At 64.1% G+C, this 22,938-nt stretch carries 22 protein-coding genes; 9 read left to right on the top strand and 13 right to left on the bottom strand.

Annotation, left to right across the window (positions count from 1 at the left end; translation table 11 throughout):
- The first annotated feature begins 57 nt into the window (after positions 1-57).
- The 6 genes from P9220_RS14485 to acnA all read left to right on the top strand — a co-directional run bounded on the left by P9220_RS14485 (position 58) and on the right by acnA (position 8,380).
- Entirely contained in the window at positions 58-1,044 is a 987-nt protein-coding gene (locus tag P9220_RS14485) for a malate dehydrogenase (protein ID WP_309765691.1), read from the top strand.
- A 166-nt stretch (positions 1,045-1,210) separates the two neighbouring features.
- Positions 1,211-2,221: an aldolase/citrate lyase family protein gene (locus tag P9220_RS14480; protein WP_309765690.1), complete on the top strand. Its 1,011-nt coding sequence runs from the start codon at positions 1,211-1,213 to the stop codon at positions 2,219-2,221.
- A gap of 103 nt (positions 2,222-2,324) precedes the next feature.
- Positions 2,325-3,500, top strand: a complete 1,176-nt coding sequence (gene prpC, locus P9220_RS14475) for a 2-methylcitrate synthase (protein WP_309765689.1) — start codon at positions 2,325-2,327, stop codon at positions 3,498-3,500.
- Positions 3,501-3,589: 89 nt separating this feature from the next.
- Entirely contained in the window at positions 3,590-4,111 is a 522-nt protein-coding gene (locus tag P9220_RS14470; RefSeq protein WP_309765688.1) for a hypothetical protein, read from the top strand.
- 31 nt (positions 4,112-4,142) lie between these two features.
- Entirely contained in the window at positions 4,143-5,594 is a 1,452-nt protein-coding gene (locus tag P9220_RS14465) for a bifunctional 2-methylcitrate dehydratase/aconitate hydratase (RefSeq protein WP_309765687.1), read from the top strand.
- 68 nt (positions 5,595-5,662) lie between these two features.
- Complete coding sequence (gene acnA, locus P9220_RS14460; RefSeq protein WP_309765686.1) at positions 5,663-8,380, top strand: aconitate hydratase AcnA; 2,718 nt, start codon at positions 5,663-5,665, stop codon at positions 8,378-8,380.
- Between the two features lie 88 nt (positions 8,381-8,468).
- Here the strand turns inward: acnA and P9220_RS14455 are convergent, their stop codons facing one another.
- A complete protein-coding gene (locus P9220_RS14455; protein WP_309765685.1) occupies positions 8,469-8,786 on the bottom strand; it encodes a DUF2917 domain-containing protein in 318 nt (105 codons plus the stop codon).
- A gap of 292 nt (positions 8,787-9,078) precedes the next feature.
- Here P9220_RS14455 and P9220_RS14450 point away from each other — a divergent pair, with 292 nt between their 5' ends.
- On the top strand, positions 9,079-10,500 hold the full coding sequence (locus P9220_RS14450) for a PLP-dependent aminotransferase family protein (RefSeq protein WP_309765684.1): 1,422 nt from the start codon (positions 9,079-9,081) through the stop codon (positions 10,498-10,500).
- 15 nt (positions 10,501-10,515) lie between these two features.
- Here the strand turns inward: P9220_RS14450 and P9220_RS14445 are convergent, their stop codons facing one another.
- Genes P9220_RS14445 through P9220_RS14435 form a run of 3 tightly spaced genes read right to left on the bottom strand, consistent with a single transcriptional unit; the run spans position 10,516 to position 12,543 of the window.
- Positions 10,516-11,130, bottom strand: coding sequence for a DUF5666 domain-containing protein (locus P9220_RS14445; RefSeq protein WP_309765683.1), 615 nt, complete (start codon positions 11,128-11,130; stop codon positions 10,516-10,518).
- Positions 11,131-11,177: 47 nt separating this feature from the next.
- Positions 11,178-11,945, bottom strand: coding sequence for a molybdopterin-dependent oxidoreductase (locus tag P9220_RS14440; protein WP_309765682.1), 768 nt, complete (start codon positions 11,943-11,945; stop codon positions 11,178-11,180).
- A gap of 4 nt (positions 11,946-11,949) precedes the next feature.
- The gene (locus P9220_RS14435; protein WP_309765681.1) at positions 11,950-12,543 is read right to left on the bottom strand and encodes a cytochrome b/b6 domain-containing protein; all 594 of its coding nucleotides are present in this window, start codon (positions 12,541-12,543) and stop codon (positions 11,950-11,952) included.
- Between the two features lie 172 nt (positions 12,544-12,715).
- On the opposite strand from P9220_RS14435, the gene P9220_RS14430 reads away from it, so the two are divergent.
- Both P9220_RS14430 and P9220_RS14425 read left to right on the top strand, forming a co-directional pair.
- Complete coding sequence (locus tag P9220_RS14430; protein WP_309765680.1) at positions 12,716-13,387, top strand: heavy metal response regulator transcription factor; 672 nt, start codon at positions 12,716-12,718, stop codon at positions 13,385-13,387.
- Positions 13,384-14,784: a heavy metal sensor histidine kinase gene (locus P9220_RS14425; protein ID WP_309765679.1), complete on the top strand. Its 1,401-nt coding sequence runs from the start codon at positions 13,384-13,386 to the stop codon at positions 14,782-14,784. Before P9220_RS14430 ends, P9220_RS14425 begins: the two co-directional genes overlap by 4 nt.
- A gap of 3 nt (positions 14,785-14,787) precedes the next feature.
- Here P9220_RS14425 and P9220_RS14420 read toward each other — a convergent pair whose 3' ends face one another.
- From P9220_RS14420 to P9220_RS14380, 9 genes are all read right to left on the bottom strand, one after another.
- On the bottom strand, positions 14,788-16,587 hold the full coding sequence (locus P9220_RS14420; protein ID WP_309765678.1) for an FAD-dependent oxidoreductase: 1,800 nt from the start codon (positions 16,585-16,587) through the stop codon (positions 14,788-14,790).
- Positions 16,584-17,687: a DedA family protein/thiosulfate sulfurtransferase GlpE gene (locus tag P9220_RS14415; protein WP_404980289.1), complete on the bottom strand. Its 1,104-nt coding sequence runs from the start codon at positions 17,685-17,687 to the stop codon at positions 16,584-16,586. The genes P9220_RS14420 and P9220_RS14415 overlap by 4 nt, the downstream gene beginning before the upstream one ends.
- Before the next feature lie 248 nt (positions 17,688-17,935).
- On the bottom strand, positions 17,936-18,904 hold the full coding sequence (denD, locus tag P9220_RS14410; RefSeq protein WP_309765676.1) for a D-erythronate dehydrogenase: 969 nt from the start codon (positions 18,902-18,904) through the stop codon (positions 17,936-17,938).
- 16 nt (positions 18,905-18,920) lie between these two features.
- On the bottom strand, positions 18,921-19,709 hold the full coding sequence (otnI, locus tag P9220_RS14405; RefSeq protein WP_309765675.1) for a 2-oxo-tetronate isomerase: 789 nt from the start codon (positions 19,707-19,709) through the stop codon (positions 18,921-18,923).
- Positions 19,710-19,754: 45 nt separating this feature from the next.
- On the bottom strand, positions 19,755-20,648 hold the full coding sequence (gene ltnD / locus P9220_RS14400; RefSeq protein WP_309765674.1) for an L-threonate dehydrogenase: 894 nt from the start codon (positions 20,646-20,648) through the stop codon (positions 19,755-19,757).
- Between the two features lie 22 nt (positions 20,649-20,670).
- Positions 20,671-21,375 (bottom strand): FadR/GntR family transcriptional regulator, encoded by a 705-nt coding sequence (locus P9220_RS14395; protein WP_309766756.1) that lies wholly within the window; start codon positions 21,373-21,375, stop codon positions 20,671-20,673.
- An 87-nt stretch (positions 21,376-21,462) separates the two neighbouring features.
- Positions 21,463-21,801 carry a thioredoxin family protein gene (locus P9220_RS14390; protein WP_309765673.1) on the bottom strand — a complete coding sequence of 113 codons (339 nt, stop codon included), beginning with the start codon at positions 21,799-21,801 and terminating at the stop codon, positions 21,463-21,465.
- A gap of 64 nt (positions 21,802-21,865) precedes the next feature.
- Positions 21,866-22,393: a chromate transporter gene (locus P9220_RS14385; protein WP_309765672.1), complete on the bottom strand. Its 528-nt coding sequence runs from the start codon at positions 22,391-22,393 to the stop codon at positions 21,866-21,868.
- Positions 22,390-22,938, bottom strand: a complete 549-nt coding sequence (locus tag P9220_RS14380) for a chromate transporter (protein WP_309765671.1) — start codon at positions 22,936-22,938, stop codon at positions 22,390-22,392. Before P9220_RS14380 ends, P9220_RS14385 begins: the two co-directional genes overlap by 4 nt.

Below are 22,938 nucleotides of genomic sequence, written 5' to 3'. Positions count from 1 at the left end.
AACGCGCATAAAATGGCGTTTTTCCCTAGCGTTCCACGCACCGTCAGGAGAGTTTCAATGGCTAAGTCCGCAAAGCGCGTTGCCGTCACCGGCGCCGCAGGTCAAATCGGCTACTCGCTGCTGTTCCGCATCGCCAATGGCGATCTGCTCGGCAAAGACCAGCCCGTGATCCTTCAGTTGCTCGATCTGCCGCAAGCGCAAGCCGCCGTGAAGGGCGTCGTGATGGAACTGGAAGACTGCGCGTTCCCGCTGCTCGCGGGCGTGGTCGTCACGGACGATCCCAAGGTCGCGTTCAAGGACGCCGACATCGCGCTGCTCGTCGGTGCGCGTCCGCGTTCGAAGGGCATGGAGCGCAAGGACCTGCTGTCGGCGAACGCCGAAATCTTCACGGTTCAGGGCAAAGCGCTGAACGAAGTCGCCAGCCGCGACGTGAAGGTGCTGGTCGTCGGCAACCCGGCGAACACGAACGCGTACATCGCGATGAAGTCGGCTCCGGATCTGCCGAAGAAGAACTTCACCGCGATGCTGCGTCTGGATCACAACCGCGCGCTGTCGCAACTGGCCGCCAGGTCGGGCAAGCCCGTTGCGTCGATCGAAAAGCTCGCCGTGTGGGGCAACCATTCGCCGACGATGTACCCCGACTTCCGCTTCGCGACCGCCGAAGGCGAGAACCTCACGAAGCTCATCAACGACGACGAATGGAACCGCAACACGTTCATTCCGACGGTCGGCAAGCGCGGCGCGGCGATCATTGAAGCACGCGGCCTGTCGTCGGCGGCATCGGCGGCTAACGCGGCCATCGATCACGTGCGTGACTGGGTGCTCGGCACGAACGGCAAGTGGGTCACGATGGGCATTCCGTCGGACGGCTCGTACGGCATTCCGGAAGACATCATCTACGGCGTGCCGGTCACGTGCGAAAACGGCGAGTACAAGCGCGTCGAAGGCCTGGAAATCGACGCGTTCTCGCGCGAGAAGATGGACGGCACGCTGAACGAACTGCTCGAAGAGCGCGACGGCGTGGCGCATCTGCTGGGCAACTAAGCCCGGCATCATCGGGAGCCTTCGCGGTTCCCGTCAGCGCGAGCGCTTCACGGCGTTCGCGGCTGATTCGATCGCGCTTGAACGAACGCCAACGGCATTCGAGCGCGGCCGAATCAGAAGCACGAGCAGCATCGAACTCTCTTTCCAACCGGAGCCGACGCCGACAATGCCCGCTCTCACCCCCGCCGAAGTGCTGTTCGACGGCGAGCCGCAACCCGCCGTCCTGCCGCCTTGCGACCACTACGCCGGCAGCGAGAAGCTGATCCGGAAGTCGCTCGCGCTGCAGGCCGAACTCGGGCCGGTGTTCGACATCACGCTCGATTGCGAAGACGGCGCGCAGGTCGGCCAGGAAGCCGAGCATGCGGAGATGGTGGCGTCGTTCGTCGGCGGCGAGGACGACCGCTTCGGGCGCGTCGGCGTACGCATCCACGACTTCCATCATCGGGCATGGCGCGAGGACGTTCGCATCATCCTTCGTCAGGCAAAGAAAGCGCCTGCTTTCGTGATGCTGCCGAAAATCCGCAGCGTGTTCGACGCCGCCGAGATGGTTGCGTTCATCGAGGCATCGCGTTGCGAGTTCGGCATCGCGCGGGCCATACCGTGTCATCTGCTGGTCGAAACGCACGGCGCGCTCGCGGAAGTCTTCGAACTGGCCGCGCTGGCCGGCGTCGAATCGCTGAGCTTCGGGCTGATGGACTTCGTGTCCGCGCACAACGGCGCCATTCCCGATACCGCCATGCGCTCGCCCGGCCAGTTCGAGCATCCGCTCGTGCGCCGTGCGAAGCTGGAAATCGCGGCGGCGTGTCATGCGCACGGCAAGGCGCCGTCGCATAACGTATCGACGGAAGTGCGGGACATGAGCATCGTCGCGAACGATGCCGCCCGCGCCCGCAACGAGTTCGGCTACACCCGCATGTGGAGCATCCATCCGTCGCAGATCAGGCCTATCGTCGATGCCTTCTCGCCGCGCTCGGACGAGATCACGCTTGCCGCCGAGATCCTCCTCGCTGCGCAACGCGCGCAATGGGGGCCGACGCGCCACGGCGACACGCTGCACGACCGCGCGAGCTATCGCTATTACTGGTCGGTGCTGCGTCGCGCCCAAGCCACCGGCCACGCGATGCCGGACGAGTGCGCCCCGCTCTTCGGAGCGGCTTCGATGGGAAGCGCGGCTTGAATGCAAGGGTTTCGTTACGCCGCGTACGGGCCGAATGTCCGACGCGCCTTTCAAGCAGAAGAGACGACGCTCTTTCACGAGCGTTCACAGGAGACTTGAGGCAATGAGCGACACCGCAACGACCGACGCGCCCGCCGCAGCGGGTGGTTTCAAGCCGAAGAAATCCGTCGCCCTTTCCGGCGTGACGGCGGGCAATACCGCGCTGTGCACCGTCGGCAAAACCGGCAACGACCTGCACTATCGCGGCTACGACATTCTGGATATTGCGACCACGAGCGAATTCGAGGAAATCGCGTATCTGCTCGTGCACGGCAAGCTGCCGAACGTCGCGGAACTGAGCGCCTACAAAGCGAAGCTGAAGGCGCTGCGCGGGCTGCCCGCGAACCTGAAGGCGGCGCTCGAATGGATTCCGGCGTCCGCGCATCCGATGGACGTCATGCGTACCGGCGTCTCCGTGCTCGGCACGGTGTTGCCCGAAAAGGACGATCACAACGTACCCGGTGCGCGCGACATCGCGGACAAGCTGATGGCGTCGCTCGGCTCGATGCTGCTCTACTGGTATCACTATTCGCACAACGGCCGGCGCATCGAAGTGGAAACCGACGACGATTCCATCGGCGGGCACTTCCTGCATCTGCTGCATGGCGTGGCGCCGTCCGAGTCGTGGGTCAAGGCGATGCACGTCTCGCTCAACCTCTACGCCGAGCACGAGTTCAATGCTTCGACGTTCACGGGCCGCGTGATCGCGGGAACGGGATCGGACATGTATTCGGCAATCACCGGCGCAATCGGCGCGCTGCGCGGCCCGAAGCACGGCGGCGCGAACGAAGTCGCGTTCGAGATTCAGTCACGCTATCAGACGCCCGACGAAGCCGAAGCCGACATTCGCCGCCGCGTCGAAAACAAGGAAGTGGTGATCGGCTTCGGCCATCCGGTCTATACGATCTCCGATCCGCGCAACAAGGTCATCAAGGAAGTCGCGAAGTCGCTGTCGGCCGAAGCGGGCGACACGAAGCTCTTCGATATTGCCGAACGACTCGAATCGGTCATGTGGGACGCGAAGAAAATGTTCCCGAACCTCGACTGGTTCAGCGCGGTCTCGTATCACATGATGGGCGTGCCGACCGCGATGTTCACGCCGCTCTTCGTCATTTCGCGCACGTCGGGATGGAGCGCGCACATCATCGAGCAGCGCATCGACAACAAGATCATCCGGCCGAGCGCGAACTATACGGGGCCGGAGAATCTGAAGTTCGTGCCGATAAATAAGCGAAAATAGCGGGCTTGCGCGATCGGAAGTGCGTCGTGAAGCGTTCCAATCCGCGCAACAACCGCCAATCAACCCCAATGTCTTTGAAAGGTTTTTAGATGAATAAGCTTCTGATCGCTGCAATCGTCGGCACGCTCGCCACCACCAGCGTGTTCGTGAGCGCCGACGCCTTCGCCGCGACAACCGAGTCGGGCGCGAGCAAGGCCAAGCGCCCCGCCCCGGCACGCCGCATCATCAAACGCTCTCCCAAGGCGGCGGCAGCAGCAGCAGCCAAGACCGACCCGATCCCCGAAGGCTCGGTGAAGTGGGCCTGCAAGGACGGTCTCGCTTTCTATCTGAAGGGCGACATGAAGCGTGACGCGATCGTCACGGTCAACTGGGCGAAGAAGGACTACAAGCTGCCGCGTCAGGAAACGACGACCGGCGCGGATCGCTTCCACGATTCGGCAACGGGCATGGACCTTGTCGTGATCCCGACCAAGGCGATGCTGTTCTCGGACAAGGATTCGTCGCGCCTCGCCGACGAATGCATGACGTCCGACATGGCCGCAGGCGCCGCAGCGCCGACGCAGTCCGAAGCGCTGAAGCAGAATCCGCTGCTGCTCAAGCCGGCGGAATAAGCAACGTCAGCATCCAAACAGGGAATCCTCGATGTCCGCACCGATCTCCAATGTCCGCCCCGAGCCGGACAAGGTACTCGTAGACATAGTCGACTATGTTCTCAACTACAGCGTCGACAGCACGCTCGCGCTCGAAACGGCGCGCAACTGCCTGATCGACACGCTCGGTTGCGGACTCGAAGCCCTCTCCTATCCCGCCTGCACCAAGCTGATGGGACCGATCGTGCCCGGCACGATCGTCCCCAACGGCGCCAGGGTGCCGGGCACCCAGTTTCAGCTCGATCCGGTTCAGGCCGCCTTCAACATCGGCGCGATGATCCGCTGGCTCGACTTCAACGACACCTGGCTCGCCGCCGAATGGGGCCATCCGTCGGACAACCTGGGCGGCATCCTCGCCACCGCGGACTGGCTCTCGCGTAACGCGATCGCGTCGGGAAAGACGCCGCTCACCATGAAAGACGTCCTGATCGCGATGATCAAGGCGCACGAGATCCAGGGCTGCATCGCGCTCGAGAACTCGTTCAACAAGGTCGGCCTGGATCACGTGCTGCTCGTGAAGCTGGCTTCCACGGCGGTGGTCGGCCAGATGATCGGCCTCACGCGCGAAGAACTCATCAACGCGGTATCGCTCGCGTTCGTCGATGGTCATTCGCTGCGCACGTATCGTCATGCGCCGAACACGGGCTCGCGCAAGTCGTGGGCCGCCGGCGATGCGACCTCGCGCGCCGTGCGTCTCGCGCTGATCGCGAAGACCGGCGAAATGGGCTATCCGTCCGTGCTGACCGCCAAGACCTGGGGCTTCTACGATGTCCTCTTCAAGGGCAACGAATTCCGGTTCCAGCGTCCGTATGGATCGTACGTGATGGAGCACGTCCTCTTCAAGATTTCGTTCCCGGCCGAGTTTCATGCGCAAACGGCGGTGGAAGCGGCCATGACGCTGCACGGCAAGCTGAAGGAAGCCGGCAAGGGCGTCGAGGACATCAAGAAGATCACGATACGCACGCATGAGGCGGCCATTCGCATCATCGACAAGAAGGGGCCGCTCGATAACCCCGCGGACCGCGATCACTGCATCCAGTACATGATCGCCGTGCCGCTGATCTTCGGCCGGCTGACCGCCGCCGATTACGAAGACATCGTCGCGAAGGACCCGCGCATCGACACGCTGCGCGCGAAGATGGAATGCGTGGAAGACCCGCAATTCACCCAGGATTATTTCGACCCGGACAAGCGCTCCATCGCGAATGCGCTGACCATCGAGTTCAACGACGGCAGCACGTTCGATGAAGTCGAAGTCGAATATCCGATCGGTCACAAGCGTCGCCGCGCGGATGGCATTCCGCTGCTCGTCGAGAAGTTCAGGACGAATCTCGCGCGCCGCTTTCCGACCAGGCAACAAGACGCGATCCTCGCGGTATCGCTCGATCAGGCAAAGCTGGAAGCAATGCCGGTCAATGAATACGTCGATCTGTACGTGATTTAGTCGATCGACTCGGTCATACAGAAACGTTGCATCGAAGCATTTCCTCGTTTAGTCCTAGGAAAACAACCATGGCCCACAATCTCCACAATACGCTCAAGGAATTCGACAGCGGTTCCGGCAAAGGCAAGTTCTACTCGCTGCCGCAACTCGGCGAAGCACTGAAGATCGACATCCAGCGCCTGCCGGTTTCGATCCGTCTCGTGCTCGAGTCGGTGCTGCGCAACTACGACGACAAGAAGATCAGCGAGGAGCACATCAAGCAGCTCGCGAACTGGAAGCCGAACGCGGCCCGCGTCGATGAAATTCCGTTCGTCGTCGCGCGCGTGGTACTGCAGGACTTTACCGGCGTGCCGCTGCTCGCCGATATCGCCGCGATGCGCGGTGTCGCGAAGCGTGCCGGCAAGGACCCGAAGGCAATCGAGCCGCTCGTGCCGGTGGACCTCGTCGTCGATCACTCCGTCCAGATCGACCACTTCCGCGAGCCGAACGCGCTCGACCTGAACATGAAGCTGGAATTCCAGCGCAATAACGAGCGCTACCAGTTCATGAAGTGGGGCATGCAGGCCTTCGATACGTTCAAGGTCGTGCCGCCGGGCGTCGGCATCGTGCACCAGGTGAACCTCGAATACCTCGCGCGCGGCGTTCACAAGAAGGCCGAAGGCAACGACACCGTGTACTACCCGGACACGCTCGTCGGCACCGACTCGCACACGACGATGATCAACGGCATCGGCGTCGTGGGCTGGGGCGTGGGCGGCATCGAAGCGGAAGCGGGCATGCTCGGCCAGCCCGTGTACTTCCTCACGCCGGACGTGGTCGGCGTCGAGCTGAAGGGCAAGCTGCGCGAAGGCTGCACGGCAACCGACCTCGTGCTGACCATCACCGAGATGCTGCGCAAGGAAAAGGTCGTCGGCAAGTTCGTCGAGTTTTTCGGTGAAGGCACGGCGTCGATCGCGGTTCCGGACCGCGCGACCATCGGCAACATGGCGCCCGAGTACGGCGCAACCATGGGCTTCTTCCCGGTCGACGAAAAGACCATCGACTACTTCAAGGGCACGGGCCGCACGGACGCCGAAATCGCCGCGTTCGAGAACTACTTCAAGGCGCAGAACCTGTGGGGCGTGCCGAACGCCGGCGAGATCGACTACACGAAGACGCTGACGCTCGATCTGTCGACCGTCGCGCCGTCGCTCGCAGGTCCGAAGCGCCCGCAGGATCGCATCGAGATCGGCAATGTGAAGAGCACCTTCACCGACCTGTTCTCGAAGCCGGTCGGCGAAAACGGCTTTGCGAAGAAGCCGGAAGAGCTCGAAGCGACGTACAAGACCGCTGACGGCATCGACGTGAAGAACGGCGACGTGCTGATCGCCGCCATCACCTCGTGCACGAACACGTCGAACCCGAGCGTGCTGCTCGCGGCCGGCCTGCTCGCGAAGAAGGCTGTCGAAGCTGGTTTGACGGTAGCGCCGCACATCAAGACGTCGCTGGCGCCGGGATCGCGCATCGTCACCGACTATCTGACGAAGACCGACCTGCTGCAGTATCTCGACAAGCTCGGCTTCACGCTGGCCGCTTACGGCTGCACGACGTGTATCGGCAATGCGGGCGATCTGACGCCGGAACTGAACGACGCGATCGTGAAGAACGATATCGTCGCGGCCGCCGTGCTGTCGGGCAACCGCAACTTCGAAGCGCGCATTCACCCGAACATCCGCTCGAACTTCCTGGCATCGCCGCCGCTGGTCGTGGCGTACGCCATCGCGGGCAACATCACGCGCGACCTGATGACCGAGCCGGTCGGCAAGGGCAAGGATGGCCGCGACGTGTATCTCGGCGACATCTGGCCGACGAGCGAAGAAGTGCACGCGCTGCTGAAATTCGCGCTCGACGCCGACGCGTTCCGCAAGAACTACTCGCAGCTCACGAAGGAAGGCGACCTGTGGAGCAAGATCGCGGGCGAAACGGGTCAGGTCTATGACTGGCCGAAGTCGACGTACATCGCCGAGCCGCCGTTCTTCGGCAACGACTTCTCGATGAAGCCGGCCGATTCCATCCCGGCTGTCACGGGCGCACGCGCGCTCGGCATCTTTGGCGATTCGGTGACGACCGACCACATCAGCCCGGCGGGTTCGATCAAGGAAACGTCGCCGGCGGGCGTGTGGCTGAAGGCGAACGGCGTGCAGAAGGCCGACTTCAACAGCTACGGCTCGCGTCGCGGCAATCACGACGTGATGATGCGCGGCACGTTCGCGAACGTCCGCATCAAGAACCTGATGATTCCGGCGAAGGCGGACGGCACGCGGGTCGAGGGCGGTCTGACGATTCATCAGCCGAGCGGCGAGCAACTGTCGATCTATGACGCAGCGATGAAGTACATCGCCGACGACACGCCGACCGTCATCTTCGCGGGCGAAGAGTACGGCACGGGTTCGTCGCGTGACTGGGCTGCGAAGGGCACGCAACTGCTCGGCGTGAAGGCCGTGGTCGCGCGCAGCTTCGAGCGTATCCATCGCTCGAACCTGGTCGGCATGGGCGTGCTGCCGCTGCAGTTCAAGGGCGCGGACAGCATTCAGTCGCTGAACATCACCGGCGAAGAAACGTACGACATCGAAGGTCTCGGCGAGGACTTCAAGCCGCAGCAGGAAGTCACGCTCGTGATCCATCGCAAGGACGGTAAGGACGATCGCGTGCAGGTGCTGCTGCGTATCGATACGCCGATCGAAGTCGACTACTACAAGCACGGCGGGATTCTGCCGTTCGTGCTGCGTTCGCTGCTCGCCGCTTAAGCGCGACCGTAGTTTTGCAGGTGACCGCGCTCGAAAGAGCGCGGGAACATTGGACCCGGCTTTGGCCGGGTTTTTTTTCGCGCCGGCCTCACAGGTTCGACGCGATCGTTCCGTTTTGCCCCGGGCGACGCGCAAACCACGCCCGCAGCACTTCAATCACGCTCTTGTCGCCCGCCGATGCCGACGCCAACGCGAACCGGCTGCCCTCGCATGTGCCGCTGACCCAGATCGTCGAATACGGCTTCAGTTCGACGGCGTCGCCGGCTTTCAGCCAGTGATCGTCCGCCTCTCCTTCGACCGTCATCCAGATTTGTCCGCGCAGCACGCGCAGCGTTTGAGGGCGATGGCTCGTCCACCGTGTTGGCGCATCGCGCCCGTCGAGTTCGAATGTCCGGATTTCACGCATGATGCCGCTCCCAGTCGATTCATCGGATGGCCGCGCCGTGGCAGTCGTCGCTTGGCCGTTGTGCATATTATTCGGCCGGTTCCGAACATCTTGAATGAACACTTGCATACAGTTGCATCGGAACTGTTAAGTCAGACAGGGTGAACAGTTTCCACTGTTCAGTCGGCAACAGGACACTGCGTTAGCCGTACGGACGGCTTGACATGGCTTTACGGCTGCGTTCGAATCACTTCTGACACTCAGCGAACAGCGCGTCCAACTGTTCACCCGACTCCACCGAACACTTGAAACGATGAACGCACTTCCGCTCAGAATCGACGGCGCGACCGGCGTGCCGCTCACCGAGCAGATCGTCAGCCAGATCGAAGCGATGATCCGCTCGCGGCGCGTGCTGGCCGGCGCGAAGCTGCCGTCGATCCGCCAGCTCGCCGCCGAGCAGCGCATCAGCCGCTTCCCCGTGATTGAGGCCTACGACCGCCTTGCCTCGCGCGGCCTCATTCAGCCGAAGCACGGCTCGGGCTTCTATGTGGCGAATCGCGTCGACGACCGCGACGCCGAGTCCGGAAACTGCGATCCGCGTCTCGCGGAAGAAGAATCGAATCAGGTGCTTCAGCAGTTCAACTATCCCGGCGAGACGCTAAAGCTCTCCAGCGGCTTCATCCCCGAGTCGTGGCGCGATGTGGACGGCCTCACGCAGGCCATCCGTCAGGCGTCGCGCAGCGATGTATCGAGCGTGATCGACTACGCGATTCCGCACGGCGACGCCACGCTGCGCCAGCAAGTGACCCTGCGGCTCAACGCGCTCGGCATCGCCGCCGATTCGCCGAACGTGATGATCACGAACGGCGCGAGCCAGGCGCTCGATCTGATCGTGCGCACGATGCTGAAGCCGGGCGATACCGTGTTCGTCGAAGATCCCGGCTACTACAACCTGTTCGGCCTGCTGAAGCTGCAAGGCGTGCGTCTCGTCGGCGTGCCGCGGCTCGCCAACGGACCCGACATCGACGCCGCCGAAATGCTGCTGAAGCAGCACAAGCCGAAGCTATTCTTCGTCAACACGGTCTTCCAGAACCCGACGGCGACGAACATCTCGCCGCAAGTCGCGTTCAAGCTGCTGCAACTCGCGACGCTGCATGGTTTCGCGCTCGTCGAAGACGACATCTACGCCGACTTCCAGGCTGTGCCGACGCAACGGCTGGCATCGCTCGATCAGTTCGACCGCGTGATCTACGTGGGGGGCTTGTCGAAGACGCTGTCGTCGTCGCTGCGAATCGGCTATCTCGCCGCGAACCGGCAGCTCGTGAAGGATCTCGTCGATGTGAAAGTGCTGACGAGCCTCGGCGGAACGCGATTCGCCGAGAGCGTCGCGGCAAGCCTGCTCGAGCGCGGGACGTATCGCAAGTATCTGGAGCGGCTGCGCAAGCGCGTGCGCGATTCGCTGTCGAGCGCGGTGCAGCAGCTCGAACGTTACGGCTGGAAAGTGTTCGATGAACCGGGCGGCGGCAGCCTGGTTTGGGCGAGCGTGCCCGGCATCGACGATTCAGCGGTGCTCGTGGACGAAGCGTTGAAGTTCGGCGTCACGCTCGCGCCGGGAAGCTACTATCGGCCGAACGGCGAAGCGTGTCCTTGGGTGCGGATCAACTCCGCGTACGCGGGCGACCGGCGCGCGGCGCGCTTCTTCGAGCATATGACCGAGAAGCGCGACGCGGCCTGAAATCCGCCCGTGCGATTACATCGGCGGGGCGACGCCATCCTTTTCGACGACGATCCGCTGCGCCGCATACGCGCCGCCGCTTTCCGGGCTCGCCACCACGAACACCTTCTTGCCGGGCTTGAGATCGTCATGCGTGGCCGGCGCGAAGGTCACGACGGGTACGTTCTCGGGCACCGTCACCGCGTTCGATCCGCCCTTGTACGACAGCTTCAAGTCGCGCCCGCTCGTGCCCTGCACGACCTGATCGACGTTCGCGTTGGTCATCGAGCTTTGCGGGCCGAGATCCCACGCATAGTGGCCTTCGCCGGTGCCGCGCGCGGCTTCCGGGAAGACGAGCACTTCGGTGGCCGTCAGCTTGCCATCGGTGCCGGTGGTGGCGGCCGTGCCGACGAACTGACCCGGCTTGATGTCGGACAGCTTGATGTTTTTCAGCGCCGTGACGGGTGTATCGGACTTCACCGCGATCTTCACGGTATCGCCGCTGCGGCGATGCACGGTCAGGGTATCGCCCGACAACGCGACGATATCGCCGCGAATGCGCGTCGGCTTGGCTGCAGGCGTCTGCGCGAAGGCGGCGGTCGTGAACGCGAGCACCGCGATGCTGAGGCCGAGTTTCATGCGAATCGACATTGAATCTCCTTCAGTGAGTGGACAAGGTAAGCGATGCAGAAGCGTCATCAGGAACCGCCGAACCAGTTATAGCCCTGGTTCTCCCAATAGCCGCCGGGGTAATCGTTGGTCACGGTAATCGCGACGATATGCTTCGGATTCTTGTAGCCGAGCTTGGTCGGCATGCGCAGCTTCATCGGGAATCCGTATTTCGGCGGCAAGACCTGGCCGTCGTAAGTCAGCGTGAGCAGCGTCTGCGCGTGCAGCGCGGTTGGCATGTCGATGCTCGTCGAGTAGTTGTCCGCGCAGTGAAAAGCGACATACTTCGCGCTCGTGTCCGCGCCCGCTCGCGCCAGAAAATGGGCGAAGCGCACGCCGCCCCACTTGCCGATCGCGCTCCATCCTTCGATGCAGATGTGCCGCGTCACCTGGCTTTCTTGCGGCATCGCGTGCAGTTCATCGAGCGTCCACACGCGCTTGCCTTTGACGAGACCGCCCAATTCCAGCTTGTACGCGGATGCATCCACTTCCGGCACTTCGTCGATGTCGTAGAACGCGTTGAACGGAAACGGGCGCGTGATCATCGAATCCGGATACGTCGGCGCGAGCTTGTTCGGATCGAAGAGCAGCGCCTGCGCGTCGTCGTTGAACGACGATATCTTGCGCAGCATCGCGTTGACGGATTTGTCGTCGGTGAGATTGCAGCCCGACAGCATCACGAGGCCGCCTAACGAAAGAATGCGCTTGCCGAAGAGACGCCGTGCGGGCGCTTTCAGTTCTTTCGCGGCATCCTTGATGATGGACTCTGCATCGAGCCTGGGTTTGAGAATCGACATGGCCTTAACGTCCTCTGATCATCAGCACGAGCGACCGCGGCACGAGGGCGACCATCACCACATGCAGCACGACGAACGCCACCAGGAAACTCATGCCGAAGAAATGCACGACGCGGGCGTTGTCGTAGCCGCCCATCAGCGTGCGAAGCAAGGGAAACTGCACGGACTTCCACACGACGAGGCCCGAAAGAACGATGACCACGATATCCACGATCACCGCGAGATAAGCGAGCTTCTGCACGGCGTTGTAGTGCGTGAGATCGTCGTGGCCGAGCTTGCCGCGCAATGCGGCGAGCGCATCGTGCGCGACGCTCTTGATGCTCAACGGAAACATGCGCCGGCGAAAGCGCCCGGTAAGAAGATTCATCGCCACATACACGATGAAGTTCGCCACCAGCAGCCACATGGCCGCGAAGTGCCATTGCAGCGCGCCGCCGAGCCAGCCGCCGAGCGTAATCGATGACGGAAACGTGAGCGGCCTGAAGATCGGCGATGCGTTATAGATCTGCCATCCGCTCGTCACCATCACGACGATGGCGATCGCATTGAGCCAGTGCGTGATACGCAGCCATAGCGGCTGTAGCGTTCCTTGCTGCACGTCGGACCTCGCGTCGGGTTAATGGGACTCGAAACAGGAGCATGAAACGGATGCTAACGGCGCGGCGCTGATGGATCGATGACCACTCGATGACTTTTTTGTCATACTCCGCCGGCCTCACGCGCGCGCTGGCAGAATGGCGTCAACGTATCGACGACAGCGAAGCACGCGCATGACCATCCTCGTGATCGAAGACGACCGCAAGACCGGCGACTACCTGAAAAAAGGGCTTATCGAGTCCGGCTATCAGGTCGATCTCGTGCGCAACGGCACGGACGGCCTGCATCAGGCCCTCGCGAACCCATACGAACTGATCGTGCTCGATGTGATGCTGCCGGGCATCGACGGATGGCAGATCATGTCCGCATTGCGCGCGAAGCGTGACCTGCCTGTCATCTTTCTCACGGCGCGCGATCAGGTCAGCGACCGCATTCACGGCCTCGAACTCGGCGCGGACGATTATCTAGTCAAGCCGTTCTCGTTCACCGAACTCGTGCTGCGCATTCGCACGCTGCTACGCCGTGGGGTGATGCGCGAATCGGATACCTTTCAGGTCGCCGATCTTCACGTCGATGTCCTGCGCCGCAAGGTCACGAGGAAGGGCATCGACATCGTGCTGACGAACAAGGAGTTCGCGCTGCTGCATCTCTTTTGCAGGCATCGGGGCGAAGCGCTGTCCCGCACGCTGATTGCATCCGAAGTGTGGGACATGAACTTCGATAGCGATACCAACGTGGTCGATGTCGCCATCAAGCGTCTGCGCGCGAAGATCGACAATCCGTTCGAACTGAAGCTCATCCATACCGTGCGCAGCATCGGCTATTCGTTCGGGGAAGATTCTTGAGGCGGCCTTCGCAATCGCTCGCGGTTCGCATTGCGCTGTCGTTTGCGGCGATCGTATGCGTGGTCGTCGGCATGGTCGGCGCATCGCTGTATCAGGCGACGAACTCCGCGCTGTCCACGCGCGCCGATTATCAGGTGATCGCGCGCGTCGAACATTTTCGCTCGCTGCTGCACGACCTCTATACGATCAACGAACTCGAAGCGCGGCCCCGGCTCTTCGAAACCATGCTGGGCGACCGGCAGGACGTGATCCTCTTCCGGCGCGCGGGCACGGCGCCGTTCATCAACGTCAATCCGGAGCGCATGCCGTTGCCCCCGCTGTCGATCGTGCCGGTCGATCGCCGCATCGGTCTCGACGACCTGTACGAAGGCACGCGCGCCGACGGCGTGCGCATGCGCTGGGTCGGCGCGCAGGCGCGCATCGGCGATAGCGGCGAAGTGGTCGACATCATCGCGGCGCACGTGATGACGCAGGAAGCGCGCGTGCTGTCCGCGTATCTCGAACGCGTATGGTTCACGGTGATCGGCGCGGTCGCAGTGACGATGCTGCTCGCGTACTGGGTCACGAGCCGCGGGCTCATGCCGCTCAGGCTGATGGCCGACAAGGCCGCCGAGATCACGCCGAACCGCATGTCGGCGCGGCTCGACGTCGCTCATGCGCCGGCGGAACTGCAAAGCCTCGCGGCGTCGTTCAACGCGATGCTCGACCGGCTCGAACACGGTTACGAACGTCTGCTGCAATTCTCGGCGGACCTGGCGCACGAGCTTCGCACGCCGATCGGCGTATTGATCGGCGAGACGCAGGTCATGCTCGCGCACGAACGCAGCGTCGCCGAATATCGCGGCGTGCTCGAATCGAATCTCGAAGAACTGGAGCGGCTCTCGCGCATCGCGCAGAACATCCTTTTTCTTGCACAGGCGGATCATTCGCAACAGCCGATCGCGCGCGAGCGTATCGACATTCGCGACGAACTCGAAACCATTGCGGCATATTTCGAAGGCATCGCGGAAGAACGCCGCATCACGTTCGATATCGACGCCAGCGGCGCGATGCACGCCAACGCGATCATGTGCCGGCGCGCGATCGGCAACGTCGTGGTGAATGCAGTGCGCTATGCGACGGCGGGGACCGTCGTGCGTCTGTCCGGTCATGCCGATGCGAACGGCGCGTGCATCGTCGTGGGCAATCGCGGCGCCGTCATCGCGAACGAAGAGCTTACGCGGCTCTTCGACCGCTTTTATCGCGGCGACGCGGCCCGCAGCGAGTTCACGGAATCGAGCGGGCTCGGCTTGTCCATCGTCCAGGCGATCGTGCGCATGCATGGCGGCAGCGCGTCGGCCGAGTGTTCGCCGGATGGATGGATCGAGTTCACGCTGCGGTTTCCGGCAGGCGCCTGAACGCTACGCCCCGGCGACGCTCAGAGCCTGCCGCTGCGCGAGCAAGCCGTGAATCTGCGCGACGACCGCCGCGCCCTCGCCTACCGCAGCCGCGACGCGCTTGGTCGATGTCGAACGCACGTCGCCGATCGCGAATACGCCCGGCACGCTCGTCTCCAGGCCCATCACCCCTTGCGTGCGTCCGTCGTGCGCTTCGGGGCCGGTCAGCACGAAGCCCTTGCCATCCACGCTCACGCTGCAGTCGCGCAGCCAGTCCGTGTTCGGGTCCGCGCCGGTGAAGAGGAACAGATGGCGCGATTCGAGCGTGAGCGGGCCATCGGGCGTCTTGCAGTGGATGGCCGTGAGCGCGCGGTCATCGCCCTTCAGCGAGACGATTTCGGTACGCGTGCGTACGGTCACGTTCGGCAGCGAGCCGATGCGCTCGACCAGATAATGCGACATGCTCGCCGCGAGCCCGGAACCGCGAATCAGCACATGTACGTGCTTCGCGTGCGACGCCAGATACACCGCCGCCTGCCCCGCCGAATTGCCGCCGCCGACGAGCACGACTTCCGCGTTCTTGCACAGCTTCGCCTCGACCGGCGACGCCCAGTAGTACGTGCCATGCCCTTCGTAACGCTCGAGCCCTTCGATTGCCGGCCGCCGATACGCCGCGCCCGACGCGATCACGACCGTTTGCGTGGTCACGCGCGCGCCGTTCTCCAGTTCGATCTGAATCGGCGATGAACCGCAGTGCAGCGCCTTGATGCGCGTCGGAATCGCGATATGCGCGCCGAATTTCTGGGCCTGCACGAACGCGCGGCCCGCGAGCGCCTGGCCGGAGATGCCGGTCGGAAAGCCCAGATAATTTTCGATGCGCGCGCTCGCGCCCGCCTGCCCGCCCGGCGCGCGGCAATCGAACACCGCCACCGACAATCCTTCGGACGCCGCATAAACGGCCGTCGCGAGACCCGCGGGGCCGGCCCCGACGATGGCGACATCGTAGACATGCGCCGGATCGAATTCGGGCAGCCAGCCGAGTTGGGTGGCGAGCTGATTTTCGTCGGGCGCGCGCAGCACGGTGCCATCGGGGCAGATGACGAGCGGAAAATCCGCCGTCGATGCCGAGATGCGTTCGAGCAGCGCGATTGCGTCCGGGTCCGAGCAGGCGTCGATGACCGTGTGCGGATAGCCGTTGCGGCGCAGGAAGCCTTGCAGCGACACGAGGCGGCCATCGTCGGACTGGCCGAGCAGCACCGGGCCGCTGCCTTTCTCGATCAGGCCGACGCGCCGCAGGATCAGCGCGCGCATGATCCGCTCGCCGAGTTCGGCTTCCGCGACGAGCAGCGCACGGAGCCGCTCGGGCGGCACGACGATGCCTTCGACGTCTTCCACCGCCATGCCGTCGACGAGACAGGGCTTGCCGGACAACTGCGCGACTTCCGCGAGGAAATGCCCCGCGCCGTGTTCGACGATGATTTGGTTCGCGCCGAGCGCATCGCGCCGCGTGACGCGCACGAGTCCGTTCAGGATGATGACCATGCCGCGCCCGACTTCGCCCATGCGGAACATCCACTCGCCCGCACGCCAGCGCGCCGCGGTGCCGAAGCGGCTCATGCGCTCGATTTCGCCGTCGGTGAGGCGCGGAAACATCTGATGCGAGCGCGTGTGCAGCGGCGAGAACGGCGCGCTGTCATCGCCGGATGCGGGTGCATTGACGCCCGTCGGCACGACGTTCGGATCGTCGGGCGGCGGCATTCCCGGGCTCCAGGCGACGACGTTCGGCATCTCGATTGCGTGCCCGTTGCTCGGGGTCGTACTCATGCGCGATCTCCGTGGGGTAAGCCTGGTTCATGCAGGGACGCAGCCGCCTGTGCCGCCTGAACTTCCTTGACCTGCTGCACGATGGGCAGCGAGCATGCCGCCGCCATCTGCTCCGCTTCTTCGGGACTCGTCGCCGCGAGTTCGCCGAACTCGGTGAGATTGGCGACTTCGAAACCGGCGAGCCGCCACGCGTCGAGGCCGCCCGTCAGCGGCAGCACGTCGCGAAAGCCCGCGTTGCGCATCGTCTTGGCCATCCACGCCGCCGACACTTCGTTCGGACACGAGCAATAGATCACGACCTTGCGCGACTTGTCGTAGCTTTCAATGATCTTCTGCAGCTCGCGCTCGTCGGCGAAGAGCGCGCCCGGAATGGCGAACGGATCGAGCATGCGCTTTTCGGCCGAGCGGATGTCGAAGATCACGGGCAGCGGTTCGGCGTGCATCAGCGAGTACAGATCGTCGACGGTGATGCGCGCTTTTTCGAGCGTCGCCATCAGCGCGCGGCGACGCCACCAGCGATACGTCACATAGATCGCAAGCAGGACGGCGACGACCATCCCGGCTTGCCGCCCGAGCCGCGAGATCAGCGCGAAGACCATTTCCAGCTCCGCGGCGAACAGGACGCCGACGCTCAGGCCGACCGCTCCCCACAGCGCGATGCCTGCGCCGTCGTGCGCGATGAAGCTGCGCAGCCGCACGCCCATTGCGCCGGCGAGCGGCACGGAAACGAGCGACAGTCCGGGGATGAACTTCGCGACGAGCAGGATTCGCACGCCCCACCGGCCGAAGAAGCGTTCGGTTTTTTTGACGCAGGTGTCGCGTGACAGCGAGAGCTTGCAGATGGTTTTGAGCGTGCGGTCGCCGTATTTGCGCCCGCCCTGGAACCAGACGAAATCGCCCAGCACCCCGCCCGCCACCGCGACGCACAGAACGCCCGCCAGCGGCGTCCAGAACGCGGCGCCGTTCACGGCCATCAACGCGATGGATGCGCCGACGATGATCATCGTCGGCATGGCGGGCACGGGCAGCCCGAGCGCCGAGCCCATCACGTTGAGGAAAACGATCGCCGGGCCGAAACGATCGACTAGCTGATGCAGCAACATGGGAATCTCCCGCTTGGGCGCTACGGCAAGTGACGGGACGAAGCGGCTTCGCGCGCGGAGGCGGCGAAGGGAGAACCGGAGATTGGGGAAAACGGGCGAGCGACGCCCGTGATCCATGGCGGCGCATGGAGCGCCGGGCCGGCCTTCGTCACATTTAAGGGATGAGTTTAGCGCGGAAATGCGGATGAAAGCGTGACGGCGTGCAGGGGGACGGGGTCACGCCGGTTGCCGGGAACGTGCGCTCCTTAAGCCCGACCCTCCTCCTCGATATAGCCCCGAACCACCTCCGCAAACGACCCATCCCCCGCCAGCCCGAGTTGCTTCGCCCGCGACGTGTCCCACGCGCCCGGCCAGCTTCCGACGATCTTCTCGATGCGCTCGTCGCGCTGCCAGTCGATGCGCGCCGCCGCTTCGTCGCCCGCCACTTCGCGCAATGCCGCGACCATCTCGTTCACGCTCACCGACAATCCCGGCAGATTCACGACGGGACGATTCCCCAGTGCCGCGCGATCCAGTTCACAGCCGGCGATGAGCGCCTCGATCGCGCTTCGCGGCGACAGCAGCCACAGACGCGTTTCACCATCGACGGGACACGTCGAGCGCTCACCGTTCAGCGGCTCGCGAATGATGCCGCTCGCAAACGACGACGCCGCCGCGTTCGGCTTGCCCGGCCGCACGCTGATGGTCGGCAGCCGCAGCACGCGGCCATCGACGAAACCGCGCCGCGCATAGTCGCACAGCAGCAATTCGGCGATCGCCTTCTGCGTGCCGTAGGAAGATTGCGGATTGAGCGCCGTATCGTCCTGAACGATGGCCGGCAGCGCGCCGCCATAGACCGCGACCGAACTCGTGAACACGACGCGCGGCACATGTCCCGCCGCGCGACACACTTCGAGCAGCGCACGCGATGCATCCAGATTGATCTTCATCCCGAGGTCGAAGTCGGCTTCCGCCTGCCCCGATACGATCGCGGCAAGATGGAAGATTGCTTCAGTGCTCGCGTCGACGTGACGCTCCAGCACCGCGCGGTCCGAGATGTCGCCGGTTTCGGCGCGCACGCGGGAATCGGCGAGAAGCGCGGCATCGGCGGGACGCGCCACGTCGAGCAAGACAAGCTCCGTGACGGGCTTGCCGTTCAATTCGCCGCGATCGAGCAGCCGTCTGGCTAGCCGCTGACCCAGAAAACCCGCGCCGCCGGTGATGAGGATCTTCATTCGCATCGCTCCCGAATCAGAGATAGGACTTGAGCCAGCCGAGGCCGTCGGACGTGCCCGCCTTCGGACGATATTCGCAGCCGATCCATCCGTCGTAGCCGAGCGAATCGATCAGGTCGAACAAATACGGATAGTTGATCTCGCCGATGTCCGGCTCGTTGCGATCCGGCACGCCCGCAATCTGAATATGTCCGATGCCCGCGTTGGGCCGCTTCATGTCGCGCTTGAGCTTGACGGCGACATCGCCTTCGACGATCTGACAGTGATAGATATCGAACTGCACCTGCAGGTTCGGCGCGCCGATTTCATCGCAGATGGCCTGCGCTTCGTCCTGACGATTGAGAAAGAAGCCGGGGATATCGCGCGTATTGATCGGCTCGATCACGATACCGATGCCCGCGCCCCGCGCCGCTTTCGCCGCGTAGTCGAGATTCTTCAGATACACCGCGCGATGCTCGTCTCGCGACTGCTGCGGCCCAATGAGACCCGCCATCACGTGCAGCTTCGGGTTGCCGAGCACCGCCGTGTATTCGAGCGCGCGATCGACGCTCGCCCTGAACTCGTCCTCGCGCCCCGGCAACGAAGCGATGCCGCGCTCGCCCGCCGCCCAGTCTCCCGGCGGCGCGTTGAAAAGCGCCTGCGCGAGGCCGTTATCGCTCAGGCGCGTCTTGATCTCGGCGGCGGGGAAGTCATACGGAAACAGGAATTCGACCGCCTCGAAGCCGTCCTTCGCGGCGGCGGCGAAGCGGTCGAGGAACGCGTGTTCCGGGTACATCATCGTGAGATTGGCGGCGAAGCGGGGCATTGCGTTCTCCTTGCATGTGTTGTCGTGGCAGGCCGGGCGCTGCGGTCACTTCGCGGTTTTCGGAACCTCGATGCCCGGAAAGATCTTGATGACCGCGATATCGTCCTCGCCGCCGTGGCCGGCCGTCGACGCCATCATGAACATCTGATGCGCCGCCGCCGACAGCGGAAGCGGAAACTTCGACGTGCGCGCCGTATCGAGCACGAGGCCCAGGTCCTTCACGAAGATATCGACGGCGGAAAGCGGCGTGTAGTCGCCCGACAGCACGTGCGGGACGCGGTTCTCGAACATCCACGAGTTGCCCGCGCTGTGCGTGATGACATCGTAGAGCGCGTCCGGATCGACGCCCTCGCGCAAACCGAGCGCCATCGCTTCGGCGGCCGCCGCGATGTGCACGCCCGCGAGCAATTGATTGATGATCTTCACCTTCGATCCCGCGCCGTGGGCATCGCCGAGCCGATACACCTTGCCCGCGATCGCTTCGAGCACGTCTTCGCATGCGGCGTAGGCATCGGCGGGGCCGGACGTCATCATCGTCATCTGGCCGGATGCCGCTTTGGCCGCGCCGCCGGAAACGGGAGCGTCGATCATCCGCAGGCCCGCCGCCTCCACGCGCTTGCCGAGTTCCACCGCGAAAGCCGGCGAAACCGTCGCGCAGGCGAGCACGACGCCGCCCGGCTTCATCGCGGGTACGGCGCCGTCATCGCCGAACAGCACGGCTTCCGTCTGCGCCGCGTTGACGACGAGCGTGACGACCACATCGCACTTGCCGCCCAGCTCCGCCGGCGACGCGCATGCGATGCCGCCTTCCGCGGCGAAGGCGTCGAGCACGTCGCGGCGCACATCGCACGCATGAACGGCGAACCCCGCGCGCAACAGCGAGCGCGCGACGCCCAGTCCCATTGCGCCCAAGCCGATGACTCCCACGTTTCTGGACATGGCGATTCTCTTCGAGTGATGGTTAGCGGATGCCGGCTTCCGCGAGACGGCGCGCGGCGTTGTAAAGATGCGTCTGGGCGGCGTGACGCGCCGCTGCCGGATCGCCCGCACGAATGGCGTCGGCAATTGCGGCGTGCTCTTCGCGCACCTGCCGCGAGAAGTCCTCACGCAGCGCCTCGTTGCGGCGCGTGACGAGCGTGCCCGCCTCCAGATACTGATTCAGGAACGCGAGTGTCTTGAGGAAATATGGATTGCCGGTCGCGTTCGCGATCTCGCGATGAAACGCCACGTCTTCCGCGACGCCATCGCGGCCAGCGCGCACCGCTTCGTCGATGCGGGCGAGCGCCGCGTCGATAGCGGCGAGGTGCGCATCGGTGCGGCGCGTGGCGGCCTCGGCGGCGACCTCGGCTTCGATAGCCCGCCGCAGCGCGAGAATCTGCACGACCGCGCCCGGCTCGACGGCCTGCGCGTAATCGATGCGCAATGGCCGGATGCCCGCCCGCTCGACAATGAACACGCCGCTGCCCTGCTTCGGCTCGACCATGCCTTCGTTCTTGAGACGCGACACGGCCTCGCGGATCACCGTTCGGCTCACGCCGAATTCCTGCGCGAGCACGGCTTCGCTCGGCAGTTTGCCGGTCGCCGCGAAACTGCCTTTCTCGATCAGCTTTTGAAGTTGCTGCGCGACGGTATCGGAAAGCGCACGGGGCGAAATCTTCTCGAACATGCGCGGCGGCGTGGTGTGCAATGTCATCGGGTCATCATACAAGTCGACGCCGCGCGTGTCTCTTCGGCGATAACCCTTAACTCGCCATCATTCGGCGAGCGGCTCGTCGATGAGCGCGAGCGCGTCGCGGATTTCGCCGGCATCGCCGGGGCGCACGAGGCGCGCGACTTCCTTGCCGCCGAGCATGAAGACGAGCGTCGGCCAGAGCTTGACGCGGAAGGACCGGCCGAGCGGACGGCCGCTGCCGTCCTCGATCTTGATGTGATGCACGCCGCGATGCGCCTGAAACGCCTGCGCGATCAGCGGCTGCGCGGCGCGGCAGTACCCGCACCAGTCGGTGCCGAACTCCACGACCGTGGGCCCGGTGAGGGCGTCGACTTCGCTGCGGTCGGGCGCGGTCTTCGCATATTCGGTGGTCATGCTCATGGCGCTGTCCTCGTGCGTTCGTTGTCTCGCGAAGCAGCAGAAAACCTGCCAGCCCGCGCGTGCTTCACTGCCCGAATCCCGTCAGGCCGATCAGCGCGCCGGCCCCGAGCAGCCACAGCGGATGCAGCCTCGTCCGGTAAGCCAGCCACGCGACGGCGACCGTGATGCCGGCGAGCATCGCGGTCTGATCGGACGCTTCCGCGATCAGCAGCGCGCTCGCCGCGACGAGCCCGACGGTGACCGGCACGAGTCCGAGCTGCACGTAACGCCGCCACGGACGGTCCTTGAAGCGCTCCCACGCGTGCAGCGCGGCGATCGTCACGAGCGATGACGGCCCGAACTTCGCAACCGATGTAATCAGCACGCCCGGCCATCCCGCGACGTGCCAGCCGATCAGCGTGACGACCATCATGTTGGGTCCGGGCGCGGCCTGCGCGAGCGCGAAAAGCGCGGAGAAGTCGGCTTTGGTCATCCAGTGATGGACCTGCACGACTTGCCGCTGCATTTCGGGAAGGATGGTGTTGCCGCCGCCGAATGCGAGCAGCGACAACTGGCTGAAGATCGCGGCGAGGGAGACAAGATCGTCTTTCATCGGCGCACCTTCCATGCGATGAGTACCGAAACCGGCGTGAGCACGAGCATGGACGGGAGCAGCGGCGTGCGGAACAGGGCGATGGCCGCGAACATCGCGAGCGCGACGACAGCGGCTTCGGGCTTCTTGCGAAGCGGCCACATGAGCTTGACCGACATCGCGACCAGCAGTCCCGCCGCGGCCGCCGCGAGGCCCGCGAACAGATGCGCGACGCGCGGATCGTGATGCGTGCGCTGATAGATCACGCCGAGCGCGATCACGACCAGCGATGGCCCGGCCAGCAGCCCGAGCAAGCCCGCGAGCGCGCCGGGCAGCCCGCGAAATTTCATGCCGATAGCCACCGACAGATTGATGACGTTGCCGCCCGGAAGAAACTGGCAGAGCCCGAGTAGATCGGTGAACGCGTCGGCATCGAGCCATTTGCGGCGCTCGACGATTTCGCGCCGTGCAAGCGGCAGCGCGCCGCCGAACGCCGTGAGGCCGAGCGTCAGAAAGCCGATGAAGATTTCGGCGATGGTGGGCCGGGGCGTGTCGCTCTGATGCAT

This window comes from Caballeronia sp. LZ016 (assembly GCF_031450805.1).
GTDB lineage: Bacteria > Pseudomonadota > Gammaproteobacteria > Burkholderiales > Burkholderiaceae > Caballeronia.
Note: the sequence above shows the minus strand (reverse complement) of the source record. Positions and strands in the feature narration are given on the sequence as shown.

Coding starts and splice junctions, on each gene's coding strand:
- P9220_RS14485 (WP_309765691.1), top strand. CDS start 58: ATGGCTAAGTCCGCAAAGCGCGTTGCCGTCACCGGCGCCGCAGGTCAA.
- P9220_RS14480 (WP_309765690.1), top strand. CDS start 1,211: ATGCCCGCTCTCACCCCCGCCGAAGTGCTGTTCGACGGCGAGCCGCAA.
- prpC (WP_309765689.1), top strand. CDS start 2,325: ATGAGCGACACCGCAACGACCGACGCGCCCGCCGCAGCGGGTGGTTTC.
- P9220_RS14470 (WP_309765688.1), top strand. CDS start 3,590: ATGAATAAGCTTCTGATCGCTGCAATCGTCGGCACGCTCGCCACCACC.
- P9220_RS14465 (WP_309765687.1), top strand. CDS start 4,143: ATGTCCGCACCGATCTCCAATGTCCGCCCCGAGCCGGACAAGGTACTC.
- acnA (WP_309765686.1), top strand. CDS start 5,663: ATGGCCCACAATCTCCACAATACGCTCAAGGAATTCGACAGCGGTTCC.
- P9220_RS14455 (WP_309765685.1), bottom strand. CDS start 8,786: ATGCGTGAAATCCGGACATTCGAACTCGACGGGCGCGATGCGCCAACA.
- P9220_RS14450 (WP_309765684.1), top strand. CDS start 9,079: ATGAACGCACTTCCGCTCAGAATCGACGGCGCGACCGGCGTGCCGCTC.
- P9220_RS14445 (WP_309765683.1), bottom strand. CDS start 11,130: ATGTCGATTCGCATGAAACTCGGCCTCAGCATCGCGGTGCTCGCGTTC.
- P9220_RS14440 (WP_309765682.1), bottom strand. CDS start 11,945: ATGTCGATTCTCAAACCCAGGCTCGATGCAGAGTCCATCATCAAGGAT.
- P9220_RS14430 (WP_309765680.1), top strand. CDS start 12,716: ATGACCATCCTCGTGATCGAAGACGACCGCAAGACCGGCGACTACCTG.
- P9220_RS14420 (WP_309765678.1), bottom strand. CDS start 16,587: ATGAGTACGACCCCGAGCAACGGGCACGCAATCGAGATGCCGAACGTC.
- denD (WP_309765676.1), bottom strand. CDS start 18,904: ATGAAGATCCTCATCACCGGCGGCGCGGGTTTTCTGGGTCAGCGGCTA.
- otnI (WP_309765675.1), bottom strand. CDS start 19,709: ATGCCCCGCTTCGCCGCCAATCTCACGATGATGTACCCGGAACACGCG.
- ltnD (WP_309765674.1), bottom strand. CDS start 20,648: ATGTCCAGAAACGTGGGAGTCATCGGCTTGGGCGCAATGGGACTGGGC.
- P9220_RS14395 (WP_309766756.1), bottom strand. CDS start 21,375: ATGTTCGAGAAGATTTCGCCCCGTGCGCTTTCCGATACCGTCGCGCAG.
- P9220_RS14390 (WP_309765673.1), bottom strand. CDS start 21,801: ATGAGCATGACCACCGAATATGCGAAGACCGCGCCCGACCGCAGCGAA.
- P9220_RS14385 (WP_309765672.1), bottom strand. CDS start 22,393: ATGAAAGACGATCTTGTCTCCCTCGCCGCGATCTTCAGCCAGTTGTCG.
- P9220_RS14380 (WP_309765671.1), bottom strand. CDS start 22,938: ATGCATCAGAGCGACACGCCCCGGCCCACCATCGCCGAAATCTTCATC.